At 55.8% G+C, this 13074-nt stretch carries 9 protein-coding genes; all 9 read right to left on the bottom strand.

Going from position 1 to position 13074, the window contains the following annotated elements; genetic code table 11:
- Positions 1–12: 12 nt before the first annotated feature.
- Positions 13–1011 (bottom strand): flotillin-like protein FloA, encoded by a 999-nt coding sequence (gene floA / locus DFP95_RS01015; protein WP_115990705.1) that lies wholly within the window; start codon positions 1009–1011, stop codon positions 13–15.
- Between the two features lie 66 nt (positions 1012–1077).
- On the bottom strand, positions 1078–2448 hold the full coding sequence (locus DFP95_RS01010) for an NfeD family protein (RefSeq protein WP_181907237.1): 1371 nt from the start codon (positions 2446–2448) through the stop codon (positions 1078–1080).
- Positions 2449–2605: 157 nt separating this feature from the next.
- Positions 2606–3049: a GatB/YqeY domain-containing protein gene (locus DFP95_RS01005; RefSeq protein ID WP_115990703.1), complete on the bottom strand. Its 444-nt coding sequence runs from the start codon at positions 3047–3049 to the stop codon at positions 2606–2608.
- Between the two features lie 15 nt (positions 3050–3064).
- Positions 3065–3238 carry a 30S ribosomal protein S21 gene (gene rpsU / locus DFP95_RS01000; RefSeq protein WP_115990702.1) on the bottom strand — a complete coding sequence of 58 codons (174 nt, stop codon included), beginning with the start codon at positions 3236–3238 and terminating at the stop codon, positions 3065–3067.
- Positions 3239–3391: 153 nt separating this feature from the next.
- Positions 3392–3748: a histidine triad nucleotide-binding protein gene (locus tag DFP95_RS00995; protein WP_115990701.1), complete on the bottom strand. Its 357-nt coding sequence runs from the start codon at positions 3746–3748 to the stop codon at positions 3392–3394.
- 136 nt (positions 3749–3884) lie between these two features.
- Complete coding sequence (locus DFP95_RS29675; protein ID WP_342768164.1) at positions 3885–4412, bottom strand: hypothetical protein; 528 nt, start codon at positions 4410–4412, stop codon at positions 3885–3887.
- Between the two features lie 493 nt (positions 4413–4905).
- Positions 4906–5520 carry a hypothetical protein gene (locus DFP95_RS00985; RefSeq protein ID WP_115990700.1) on the bottom strand — a complete coding sequence of 205 codons (615 nt, stop codon included), beginning with the start codon at positions 5518–5520 and terminating at the stop codon, positions 4906–4908.
- A 64-nt stretch (positions 5521–5584) separates the two neighbouring features.
- Complete coding sequence (addA, locus tag DFP95_RS00980) at positions 5585–9457, bottom strand: helicase-exonuclease AddAB subunit AddA (RefSeq protein WP_245987271.1); 3873 nt, start codon at positions 9455–9457, stop codon at positions 5585–5587.
- Entirely contained in the window at positions 9454–12990 is a 3537-nt protein-coding gene (addB, locus tag DFP95_RS00975; RefSeq protein ID WP_115990698.1) for a helicase-exonuclease AddAB subunit AddB, read from the bottom strand. Before addB ends, addA begins: the two co-directional genes overlap by 4 nt.
- Positions 12991–13074: the final 84 nt, after the last annotated feature.

Below are 13074 nucleotides of genomic sequence, written 5' to 3'. Positions count from 1 at the left end.
CCCAACGCAAGATCATGGCTTAACGTTTCCGTCTTCGCCAGGCACGTCGTTTTGTTTGCCTATGGATCCGCGCATTTGGGTATCGGCTTCGATGTTTTTCAAATTCATATAATCCATGACTCCGATTTTCCCGGCCCTTAAGGCTTCCGCTAACGCGAGAGGCACTTGGGACTCCGCTTCTACGACCTTAGCCTGCATTTCGACCACGCGCGCTTTCATCTCTTGCTCATGGGCGACGGCCATTGCGCGGCGTTCTTCCGCTTTCGCTTGGGCGATGCGTTTATCCGCTTCCGCTTGCTCGGTTTGCAGATGGGCTCCGATGTTCTTGCCTACGTCTACGTCCGCTATGTCGATGGACAGGATTTCGAAAGCGGTCCCCGCGTCCAAACCTTTCGCCAAGACGGTTTTGGAAATGAGATCAGGGTTTTCTAGAACGTCTTTATGGGATTCCGAACCGCCGTTCGTGCTGACGATGCCTTCCGCGACGCGGGCTAGTATCGTTTCTTCTCCGGCGCCGCCGACGAGTCGGTCGATATTCGCGCGCACGGTTACTCTGGCTCTAACCATAACCTCGATACCGTTCTTCGCGACCGCGGAGACGACGGGAGTTTCGATGACTTTGGGATTTACGCTCATTTGAACCGCCTGCAGTACGTCCCGGCCAGCCAAGTCGATGGCGGCGGCCCGTTCGAAGATAAGCGGAATATCGGCGCGCTGAGCGGCGATTAGCGCATTGACGACGCGATCCACGTTGCCCCCGGCCAGAAAATGGCTTTCGAGCTGGTTGATGTTCAGACCAAGGCCTGCCTTGGTCGCTTTGATTAACGGATTGACGATCCGGCTCGGAACGACCCGGCGCAGTCTCATGGCGACCAAAGTAATAATGCTGATCCGTACGCCCGAAGCCAAAGCCGATATCCAAAGCATGAACGGGAAGAAGCTCATAAAAATCGAAATCGCTACAACGGCAACCGCAATGATTACCAATAACTGAATGTCCGCATTATCCATTGTGTACCTCCGACGGTTTATTGGTCTTACCTCGAAACAGTTCTTCTAGAATTTCGGTCCAGCCCATCAATTGATCTCTTTTACCACAATCCGAGTTCCATCGGCCGACACTACTCGTACCGGCTTGCCCTTCTCGATATACTCCCCGGTCGTAATGACGTCGAGGCGTTGCCCGCCGATATCCGCCATTCCCGAAGGACGGAGCAGGGATGTGGTCAACCCTTCTTGCCCGATCCATTGCTCGCGTGATTGCTGGGGAACGAAGCCTTTGTCCGTCGTAAGCTGATCGCTTAAGATAAACCGGTTCCAAATACCCCTCTTGCGGAAAATATAGACGAATACGATCACGATAACCGCGGCAACGAGGAAGGCGATTCCGAGCGATTGCAAAGCGCTTCCCGTATCGTAGGCACCCATCGTGATCCCGAACGCCAACGCCGCTATTCCAAGTATACCAAGTATTCCAAAGCTTGGAATGAAAACCTCTAGGATAAGCAAACCGATTCCGATTAGGAATACGACCAATGCCTCCATCCCCGCGAAGCCCGCGATCGATTGTCCGAAGAAATATAGCCCGAACGAGATCAAACCGATGATCCCCGGTACTCCGAAGCCCGGTACAAGGAACTCGATGGCGATGCCCGCGATGCCGATTATCAGAAGCAGCGTGGCCATTCCCGGGCTCGTGACGGCGGTGGAAATCCTCTCGGCGATCGAGGGCTTAATTTCGATGACCGGACGATCGGATAAGCCTTTCCATGCGGCGACTTCCTCCACCGTCTTCGCCAGCTTATCCGCGTAACCGACTTGCAATGCTTTATCGGCGCTCAAGGAAATGATCTGCCCCGTTTCCTTGGTCTCGCCGATTTCCTTCATCTCGACCACTCGGCTAGGATCCACCATCCCGACCGCGATCGCCGGTTCGCGACCGTTAATCTGAGCGGCGGCGGCCATCTCCGCGCTCCAGAAAGATACGAGCTTCGGATTCTCGACGGCATTGCCCAAGCCGTCGACGATCATCGCCGCTCCGATCGTGGATCCGGGAGTCATGACGATATCTCCCGCGTTTAATGCGAGATAGGCGCCGGCCGATGCCGCCTTGCCGCTTACGAACGCTACCGTCGGGACGGACGATCCGCGTATGCGCTTACCAATTTCCTCGGCAGTGTCAAGCCTGCCGCCGGGAGTATCGATATCGAGTACGACGAGCGAAGCTTTAGCTTCCTCCGCTTCCTTCAAAGCGCGATCCAAGAAGGATGCGAGTCCGCTTTGCACCGTCTGTTGCACGGGGATGACGTAAACCGAGCCAGCCGACGGAGAATCCGCGGCGCGAACGCCGTCGACGATGCCCACTAGGGGAATAAAGGATAGCATGATCAGTAACACCAATCTCATTGCGCTTGACCAACCTGTTCTGGCTTGGCGGCTTAGAACCATTGAAATCAAGACCATTCCTCCCGATGTGGCGTTTTTTTCTAGATACGATTTAATACGATTCCTTCCGACTATAGTTTCATGCTGGTTGAATATGTAACTATAACCTAGTATAGCAAAAAGCACCCCCTCGCGGGGATGCCTGTCGTTCAAGTCGGAATTATTGCAGAGATTGTTGGACAATTGCATTGACGAGCTTGCCGTCAGCAATTCCCTTCACCTTGGGCATAAGGGCACCCATTAATTTCCCCAGGTCGGCTTTAGAAGAAGCACCGGTTTCTTGCATGGTCTGTACAACAATAACTTTGACTTCTTCTTCCGTAAGCTGTCGTGGTAGATATTCAGAGATGATCTCAATTTCTGCTTTGACATTGCTTACGAGGTCTTCCCTTCCGCCTCTTTCGAAGTCTTGGAGGGAATCGCGTCGCTGCTTGAGTTCACGGCTCAATATATTAAGCAATTCGTTATCGTCAAGCGGGCGGCGCAGCTCGATTTCTTGGTTTTTGATCGAGGCACGAACCATGCGAATCGTCTGTAGGCGAAATTTGTTTCCGTCCTTTAACGCTTTCTTCATGTCTTCGTTCAATCGTTCCGCAAGATTCATGAGTGCGGATTCCTCCTAGAACTTCCGTTTACGCGCGGCTTCGGACTTCAACTTCCGCTTAACGCTCGGTTTCTCGTAATGTTTACGTTTCTTCACTTCCGCGAGAACGCCGTCTTTGGCAATGGAACGCTTAAAGCGGCGGAGTGCAGCGTCGATTGTTTCATTTTTTCGTACTTTTGTTTCGGCCACCTGTTTTCCCTCCCTCCGCAACAGACCCAACACGGTTATCAAACTATATTATATGTGATGAAGAAAGGGGGTGTCAACTTGAGACTGCCGAAAAATAAGATTAATTCGGCGCTAAGTTTTTCCTTTCCCGCATGGGCTGTCATTCGATATGTATTACGAGTTCGAAACCGGATTTAGAGCGGACAGCTTTTCCCCGCCAAGAATATGCCAATGCAGGTGGAATACCACTTGCCCGGCATTGCTTCCGCAGTTGTTCACGAGCCGATATCCCTCTTGCGCCAATCCCGCTTCTCCGGCGATCCGCTGAGCGGCAAGCAAAGTTCTTCCCAACAACTCGGCATCTTCCGGTTGGCAGTCGTTCATCGTGGCGATATGTTTCTTGGGAATGACCAAGAGATGCACGGGAGCTTGGGGCTGAATGTCATGAAAGGCGAGGACGGAGTCATCCTCGTATACTTTACGAGCAGGAATCGTTCCCTCGACGATTTTGCAGAAAAGGCAATCGGACAATTTATTCACCCCTTAACGTCGGCTAACTCCATCATAACGCATTTCCGCCCGCCCCGTCCAACCGTATAACAAGTAAAAGAAAAAGAGACCCTGCAGCAACTCTGCGGGTCCCCGAGTCCGTTCCTATCGGCTTTCGTCAATAATAGGGCAATAATGATAAAGCCGCCAATCCCGCCAACGGAAGCACGAGCCGGTTAAACCTGCGCGGACGGTAAGGATAGACCGGTCCGAACGGCGGATAGAACGGCGCACCCGGAAAAAAGCCGCGCATCTCGTCTACGCATCCCGGGACGGCGAGGCATATCCATTCGTTGTCGACATGCTCTACGATTCCGTCGTAGCAGTATCCGTCCGCCGCTTGAATCTCGACGTACCGGTGCATATGCGCTTCGCAATGGGATTTCGTAACTTTTTTGGCTATTGGTTGAGCAGATACATTGGACTTCATCGGCATCTGCATTGGCGTCTGCATTGGCGTCTGCATTGGCATCTGCATCGGTGTCTTCATCGGCATCTGCATCGGCATTTGCATCGGCATTTGCATCGGCATTTGCATCGGTGCATTCATCGGCATTGGCATCGTTTGAACCGGCGATATGACCGCCTGATTCGAATGTTTAGGTATTTGATTCGCCGCCTGTTGGGCCGGCTTTGTTTTTTCCATGAGCATTCCCTCCTTGGGCGCCTTTTCCCACAGCATATGCGCTTATGGGCGAATGGCTACTCCAAGAATCAAAATGGGCGCAAGGCGGTTCGAAAAATCGACTTTTGATCACGAGGTTATGCATGGAGCGGACTCGACGTCGAATCTTGAATTCAGCCGGCCCTTCCGGTGCTCACGTAGGTTTTGCCTACGCTCCGCTCCTCTGTCCCTTAGCTTCATCCAATCTTCTCGGTGCTGAAAAGCCGACTTTTCGAACTTGATCTGAACTGCGGTTCGAAAAATCGATTTTTGATCATGTGGTTATGCATGGAGCGGACTCGACGTCGAATCTTGAATTCAGCCGGCCCTTCCGGTGCTCACGTAGGTTTTGCCTACGCTCCGTTCCTCTGTTCCTAAGCTTCATCCAATTTTCTCGGTGCTGAAAAGCCGACTTTTCGAACTTGATCTGAACTGTGGTTCGAAAAATCGGCTTTTGATCACGCGGTTATGAACTTTATAATTGGGCAGACAAAGCTTTGAGCTCGACTCCGGCTTGATTTGCGCTCGGAATCCATTCCCCGATCGTCATCATCTGGCGGTAGCCGGCCTCGCCTGATGGCGGACGAAACCGGCTAAGGCTTTGCCTCATCCGTTCCGCGCCGTCGCGGACGACCGTCAAGGTAGCTTTCTCTTCGTCGGTTAGAGGCCCCTCATGCTCGCCGATGCTCGCCATAAGGCTGTCCGGCCCGATAACGGCATTCATCGCCGCGGTCAGCGCCTCGCGGTTGTCGTCGTCGGACTTCCCGTTCGACAGCAGCTCGGCTTCCGCGAACAATTCCAACGACTCCGTAGATGCTATCGACGCTTCACCAAGCATACGGGCCGCGCGCAATTTTTCCGCTTCGTTTCGGGCGTTCAGAAAGCCTTCGGAGCCCTCGTGAAGCCGATTCGCGAAGATAAGCGCGTACTTGTATTGCTCGGAAAGTTGCTGCCCTTGATCCGTCGTGTGGGTCTGCCGGGTCAGAAGGTACTTCGAATAAGCCATGATGATCATCGTCACGAGCACGACCATGATGACGAATAGCACGGGAGCCGCATAAGATCTTTTTCTTTGAACGTTATCCGACATGGAAAATTTCCTCCTGCGTACTTGCCGTATGGCAAGCTCAAAAAGTTGAATTTAAAGAGCAGGCTCAAATCAAGCGTAGCTCGTGGCCGCCGTCGAAGAAATAGACATAAGCTTCCTTCACGGGCAAACCCAAAATCTTCTGCACCGCTTCGCCGTATTTTTCGACTTGAAAACGGTGAATTTCCGCGGCTTCCGCGGCACTCGTTCCTTTAAGCAAATCCGTTTTGTAGTCGACCAGAACGAGCCCGTCCGCTTCCGCGAACAAACAATCGATTACGCCTTGGATGATAACGGTCTCCCCGGCAAGCGGGTCGTCGACGTCCGGATATACCGCGGATGCCTCCATACCGTAAGTAAAAGGGATTTCCCTCCAAACCCTCGAAGCCGATCGCAATCGTCCGTAGAGCGACGTTCGGCAGAACGCCTCGACGATTCCGCCATCGATCCCGGCTCTCTGTTCCGGCGACAAAATCCTCTTCTCTACCATGCTTTCGAGCAAATCCGCGATTTCTTCGGCGCCGATTCCCTCTTTCAAGGGTAGATGCTGCATGACCAAATGGAATGCCGTGCCTCGTTCAGCCGGAGTCAGCCGTTTGTCCGACATAAACCTCGGACGCCGTAGCCGGAACGTCTCCCCGGCAACGATCTGCGGTCGATCGAACGGCTGTTCCGCCGCTTCCGTCCAGCCTTCGTTTTGGGCCGAAATCCGATCCGAGTTCGAATTCAATTGTTTCTTCAAGGCGGTAATGGACGTCTTGGCCGCAACCTTCGTAGCAGCCGTTTCCTTATAAGTCCACGATAGAATACGGGCTGCGAGCTCGGCCGCCGCCGATGCCTCCGTTTCTACCTTGTCTCCGGCGAGCACGGAATTCCACAACGTTCCCTCTTCCGTCCGCGTGGACGACGTCGTCGTTTGACGGGTATAAGCCGTTGCCGGAACGATCCGGCATGTCCACTTCCGCGCGGCATCCGTCATCCTGCTTGCCAGCACGGCCGCGGGACCTAGCCAGTCCAAATACTTGCCCGCAGCCGCTACGGAGTACGTAGGAAGGCTTTCCTCCGCCATCGCCGCGGTTTCGCTCCATTGTTCCCATTGCTTGGCCGCGTCCTTGCTCGTACCGATCAGATAAAGCTTTTCTTTCGGACGCGTCAGGGCGACGTACAAGACGCGCATTTCCTCGGCAAGCATCTCCGCTGCCAGCTTCCTTCGAATCGCTAGCTGGGGTAACGAAGGATAGGCCACGCGCGCCTCTTCCTCCACGACCCTCGGACCGAAGCCAAGCTTCTTATGCTTAAGGAAGGCTCCGTTAAGATCTCTCCGATTAAAGTTCCGCGCCAACCCGGCCGCGAACACGACCGGAAATTCAAGTCCTTTGCTACGGTGTATCGACACGATTCGCACGACGTTCTCGCTCTCGCCGAGCGCTCGGGCGGCACCGAGATCCGCGCCAGTATCTCGCATCCTGCCGAGAAAACGCAGAAACCGGAACAGTCCGCGAAAACGGGAGGACCGCTCGTATTGAACGGCCCGGTTGACGAGCGCCCGCAAATTGGCCTGCCGCTGTCCGCCTCCCGGCAATCCGCCTACGTAGTCGTAATAGCCGGTTTCGCGATACAACATCCACAGCAGGTCGCCAAGCGGTTCCCTGCGCGCGAAATCGCGCCACTCGCCGAGCTTCGTTACGAACGCCGCCAAAGCTTTGCCTAATCCTTCAGGCTCGGCGTTGATAAGATCGACGTCGTCGCGACCTGCGGCGGCATCGGTCACGGCCTCCCAGAAGGAGCCGTATCGACGGACCAATCGAATCTGCGCCAGCTGCTCGGCCGTCAAGCCTCCTATCGGAGAACGCAGAACTCCGGCAAGAGGGATGTCCTGATGCGGATTATCGATGATGGAGAGAAGAGACAGCACGATATCGACTTCCGTCGCCGCGAAATATCCGGTCGCCAAGTCCGCGTAAGCGGGAATGCCCGCCGCCTTCAACTCGTCGATGAAAGTAGGCGCGAGCGCGGTAACGGCTCTAAGCAGGATAACGATATCCCTGTATTGCACCGGTCTGTGGAGCTTGGCTTTGCCGTCGTAAACCATGAACGGGGTTTGAGCTTCCCCGTCCGCCCCCATCAGCTTGCGAATTTCGGCCGCGATGCTTCTCGCTTCCAACTGGGCGGATTCCAAATCCTCGGTTTCTTCCGCGACTCCGGCATCCGGAGACTCCATGCCTTCGTCGCCTTCCGCAGCCGGAGGAACGGATTTCTCTTCCGTGGCCGCGGCCGGGACGGCGGAATCGATCAAGATCATCTCTACGCCATACGGGTTCGGTTCCTCCGCATCCGGATATCCATCGCCGTATATCAGCTCTGCGTTTTCGTCGTAGTTCATTTCCCCTACGGGCTCGCGCATGATCAATCGGAAAACATGGTTGACCGCGTTCACGATTTCCCTTCGGCTGCGGAAGTTACGCGCCAAATCGATTCGCAAGCCGTCCGCGGGCGCCTCGCCGGACATATCGCCGATTGTCGAGAAAGCTTCGTACGTTTTGTATTTGTCTAGGAATAATCCCGGCTCTGCCAAGCGGAAGCGATAAATACTCTGCTTGACGTCGCCGACCATGAATACGTTTCCCGGTTCCTTCCTTGAGATCAGGGAAACGATCGCTTCTTGTACCTCGTTCGTATCCTGGTATTCGTCCAGGTAAATTTCCGAGAAACGGTCGACGAAGCTTTGCGCCGCCAACGACGGCACGCTTCGGTCCGGCGTGGAGGACGGATCACGCAAAATTCTTAGCGCGTAATGCTCCAAGTCGCCGAAATCGAGCAGCCCTTTGCTTCTTTTGGCTTGCTCGTAACGCGCGCCGAATTGAATGGCAAGCTCGGCAAGCTGTTCCATCGAAGGAGCTAGCGTCCGAAGCTCCGACGCGTATTGTTCCGGCGATCGGACGAGCCACTCTTCCGAAAGCTTGCCCGCCGCTTTCTTGGCGGCGTCTCGCAATCCTTTGACCCGTTCGATAAGAGCGACGTCGTATTCGTCTCCTTTGCACGGTTTAAGCCGTCCAAAGGAGATATCGGCCACCGCGGCTTGCCAGTCCTCCCAACCGCCGTCGTCGAAAGCCGCCGCGACCTTCTCCAATCCGTCGATATCGGCGAATAGGGTGTCTATATAAGGTTCCGGACCGCCGGGCTCGTGAGCCGTGCGAAGCGCCCCCCGAAGCAGGTGCAGCGTTCCTTGCAGCAACAACGCGGCATCCTGGCGCAAGCTTTTGATCCATTGGGATTTCGGAAGCGTGTCCGATTGAGCATCCCGGAACTCGCCAGCCGTCCTCCTTAGCCATTGTTCCGGCCATGGATGGCTTCCCGCAAATTCGTGCAACTCTAATACTAGCCTATGAAGGGGTTCGTCGCTTCTTTCTCCTCCGAACCTGTCGGCGAGCGCCGCTAACTCGCCCTTTTCCCCTTCGCTTTCGTATCTTTCCTCGAAAAGCTCGTCGAGCGTGTCCATCCGGAGCAGTTCGGCTTCCGTCTCGTTAGCCATTCGGAATCCGGGATCGAGCTCGATTAACGGAGCGTAACGTTCGACGACCTCCAGGCAGAACGAGTGAAGGGTCGTCACCGACGCCCTCGGAAGCAACGCGAGCTGCCGTCGCAAATGTCTGGATTCCGGATTGCTCTCCAACGCGTCGTCGAGGGCATGACGGATTCTTTCCTTCATCTCCGCGGCCGCCGCTTTCGTGAACGTGGCCACGAGCATCGCATCGACGTCCAACGGTCTTTCTTCGTCGGCTATCCTGGATATGATTCTCTCGACAAGCACCGCCGTTTTGCCCGAACCCGCGGCCGCGGCGACGAGAAGGTTGGAACCGTCCGCCGTTATGGCGGCCCATTGCTCGTCCGTCCAGCGGCTATTCGCCGGCTTGGCGGGCCAAAACCTGCCTTGCTTCAATGCGGTTCCCTCCTTTCGATGCCGTCGGCCAGTCTTTGCCATAATTGCTCGCGGCTTCCCGCTTTGCTTAACGATTGATACGCGTTGCCTTCGACTTGACTGTCGAAATGGCAAACCGGACGGAAATCGCAATAGGCGCACGGACTTCGCTTATCGAGCCTGTAAGGCGTAATCGCCACGTCCCCGTCCACGATCCGCTTGCCGATTTTGCGGATTTGCGAGCGGACCGAGCCCCGCAGCACTTCCCATTCGCTCCGGTTCGCGACTTGCGAGCGGGCGGAGAACGTCCCGTCCTTCTTGAACTCTACCGGAATGACCGCCGACTTGTTGCCTTGATTCAGCGATTCGTCCATCAGCTTGACGGATTCCCCGTCCGAGACCAGCAAGCCTTGCATGCGGTATTGGCGGAACAAGGCATTCCTAGCTTCGTCAGGAGCCATCCCGTTCGGCGTGAGCAGCAGCGGATTCTGCACGTGGAAATATAGCACCCCCGCCGGCTTCGCGGCACGTCCCAGCCAGTGAGGGGCGTGCGTGACGACGACGTCCAAGTACGTCAGCATCTGCAACGACAAGCCGTGCGCCACTTCGTCCAGCTTCAGCTTCATCGCGCTGGATTTATAATCCATGATTCTAAGAAGCAGCCCCGACGAGGATTCCGCCGCGTCTACTCTATCGATTTTGCCGGCGATATCCATCCAGCTTCCGCCTTCCAATTGCAGCGATAGCGGAGGAAGCAATCCGTTCGGTCCGAAGCTCAGTTCGAGCCCGACCGGCTTGAACGCGGATAACGCGGCATGCTCGCCCAGTACGGCCGAAGCATGCGTGACGATATCGCGCAGCTTGCGCGCCATCACCTGATGGCGTTGCGTGGACAACAGAATTTGCGATTGCACGCGAGGCAGTAGCCTGTCCACCGCGGCTGCGGCCTCGATCTGCCACCGCATCGCATCCATGCCCGCGGCTCCTTCCGCAAATAGCTTCTCGGTCGTTTGCCTTAGCGCGGCATGGAACAGCTGACCGATATCGGGAGAATCGACCTTGAACAACCGGCGTTCCTGAAGCTTCAGGCCATGGACCGCGAAATGCTGGAACGGGCATGCGATGAAGCGTTCCATCCGCGACACGCTGGCCAACAACCTATCTCCGTACAGCAATTTGCTCGTCTCCGGAGCCAGCGGCTTCTCTTCGTTCGTATAGTGCAAGGAAGAAATCAAGGAGCCTAGCCTGTCCTTCCAGCTATCCTGTTCCCTTAGCCAGTTATACACCGACCACCAACCTGAAGACAGGGCTTCCCCTTGCCGCCAGCTTCGCAATCTCGACAATAAGTGGGTCATCGCCCTTCCCGGATGCGCCGCGAAGCCCAACTGTTCCTCTTCCGACTGCGTTTCTTGAGGTTCCGCGGCTATCGTTCGGACGGGAATACCAGGGAACTTTTTCTTCAGCCTGCTTATCCATTCCGAAGGCAAGAGACCTTGACCTTCATCGTCGGCCAGCGGGTAACTGATCCATAGATGGCGCGATGCCGTCGTCAAGGTCAAATAACCTAGGAACGCTTCGTCCAGCAACCGCCGTCGAGAGCCCGGAGCGAGCTTCAACCCCGATGCAGACAATCTGTCGCGTTCCTCTTCGGCGAGCAATCCGTTCTCGGGAAACCGCATCGGCATGACGCCGTCGTTAGTTCCTAGCAAATAGACGACCTGAATCCGATCGGACCGCGTCCTCTCCGGACTTCCGATCAGCACGCTATCCAGGGACGGAGGAACGGCGCCGAGCTTCAGCTCCTCCAGCCCGGAATCTACCATACCCGCGAACAAGAGGGAATCGGGAGATTGCTCGCCCATCAACTCTACCAATTGGTCTAGCAATTGAACGACTCCGTCCCATAACGGGCGATGAACGGCCATTCGTCCCGGCTTGCCGGCCAGCTCGTCTTCGCGGCTCCAGCTCTCGAGCGTGTCGGCGGCGCCGGTTCGCTCGAGAAACTCGTACAGGCTCTCGCATAGGTCCCTCATGGAGCCCGCCCTTTTCATCCCTTCCTCCAGAGCCAACAACGGCAGGAGAAGGGCGTCGCGCACTTCGAGCAATCCTTGCATCGCTTCGTCCGCATCGACGCCGGACGTCTCTTCCTCAAGATCGCCCCGATACAGCGGGAACCACGACTGCCTAGAGTGCCACCGCCATCCGTCGATCCCCGCAGCCAAAGTATAATTTTCCAGCCTATCGATTTCATCCCGGGTAACGCGTCTTTCGGGCGTTCCTAGCAGATCCGTTTTCGCGCATCGGAATACGGCTTCCGCTTTCCAGCCTCCGGTCACGCATTCCAAAGCCGAGCGGATGAATTCCACGAAGGGATGATGGGAAACGCCCGCTTTGCCGTCCAAATAATACGGTATGCCATAGTCTCCGAACACGGCCGCGAGCAAATCGGCATAATCGTCCATTTTACGAACGAATATCGCCATATCGCGCCAACGGTAATCCCGCTCCCTGACCCTGAACAGCATGTCCCTGGCAACGGCTTCCGCCTCCGCTCTGCGATTGACGGCCGCGTGAAGCGAGAGCCCGCAGCGGTCATGATCCGGCCGCAATACCTCGGTATCGCCATCCCACCTTAGCCGGTTACCCCAATTTCGTTCCATGAACGCGAGCATCGGGCTGTCTTTGAACCTCGGTGAAATATCCGGTTCGAGAAGCACGGGAGGCTCCAATGCTATTCCGGCGGATTGAGCCAGCTCGCATAATTGCGCCGAAGTTTCCGCCGTCGGATGGAAAACGTCCAACTCGTCCGGACGTTCTCCCGCTCCGTAAGGCCGATCTACGCACAGCGTAACGCTCACCTTGTCGGATTTGCGGAGCAACGTCTCCACGACGGCATATTCGCTCGTCGTGTAGCCGTGAAAGCCGTCTAACCATATTTCGGCGTTATTCAGCAACGTGGACTCGGAAGCCCCTTTGGCAAGCCAATCCAGCATATCTTCGCCATCCAGCCAATGACCGCTCAATTGCCGCTCCATCTCTGTATAAATCAACGACAGATCGTGCAGCTTGTCCGAGAGCAGCAGCGATTCGCCGCCTGATCGCGCTCTCGCCGCCACTGCTTCGGCCTGCTTCGCCAGCTTGTCCCCGTTTACTCCGTAACGCTTCATCTCCGTAAGCAAATCGTTGATTCGGCTAATCAGACCCGACTCCGCCTTGCCCCCCCGGAACAAACGGAGACTTTCTCTTCTTGCTTCGAGAACCTTATGTAAAAGCATCGCTTTACCATTGTCTTGTATGGGAACGACGGCCGATCCGCCGGTCTCTTGCATAACGCGGAACGCGAGCCTGCGAAAGCTTAGCACTTGCGCCCTCATGAATCCGTTCAACCCCGGCGTCGTAGCCATCGCGAATTCCGCTTGAAAGGTCGCCTGCTCCGGCACTAGCAATATAAGCGGCGGACCCAGCGGATCTTCCTGCAGCTTGGTCCGAATTTCATCCAAACAAAGGCGCGTCTTTCCGCTTCCGGAACGACCCGTTATCAGCCTAAGCGACATTTCGACAACCCCTCTCCCGCACCGATCGGCATGATCGCATATGGAGTTAATTGTACCACAAATGCCAATAGGCGCACAGGCGTT

This window comes from Cohnella lupini (genome assembly GCF_003386205.1).
Classification (GTDB): Bacteria; Bacillota; Bacilli; order Paenibacillales; family Paenibacillaceae; genus Cohnella; species Cohnella lupini.
The sequence above is the reverse complement of the archived record's forward strand: the minus strand, read 5'-3'. Positions and strand labels throughout refer to the sequence as shown.

Excerpts from the sequence above, each read along its gene's own strand:
- DFP95_RS01010 (WP_181907237.1), bottom strand. The coding sequence starts at position 2,448 with ATGGTTCTAAGCCGCCAAGCCAGAACAGGTTGGTCAAGCGCAATGAGA.
- DFP95_RS01005 (WP_115990703.1), bottom strand. The coding sequence starts at position 3,049 with ATGAATCTTGCGGAACGATTGAACGAAGACATGAAGAAAGCGTTAAAG.
- addB (WP_115990698.1), bottom strand. The coding sequence starts at position 12,990 with ATGTCGCTTAGGCTGATAACGGGTCGTTCCGGAAGCGGAAAGACGCGC.
- DFP95_RS29675 (WP_342768164.1), bottom strand. The coding sequence starts at position 4,412 with ATGGAAAAAACAAAGCCGGCCCAACAGGCGGCGAATCAAATACCTAAA.
- DFP95_RS00985 (WP_115990700.1), bottom strand. The coding sequence starts at position 5,520 with ATGTCGGATAACGTTCAAAGAAAAAGATCTTATGCGGCTCCCGTGCTA.
- floA (WP_115990705.1), bottom strand. The coding sequence starts at position 1,011 with ATGGATAATGCGGACATTCAGTTATTGGTAATCATTGCGGTTGCCGTT.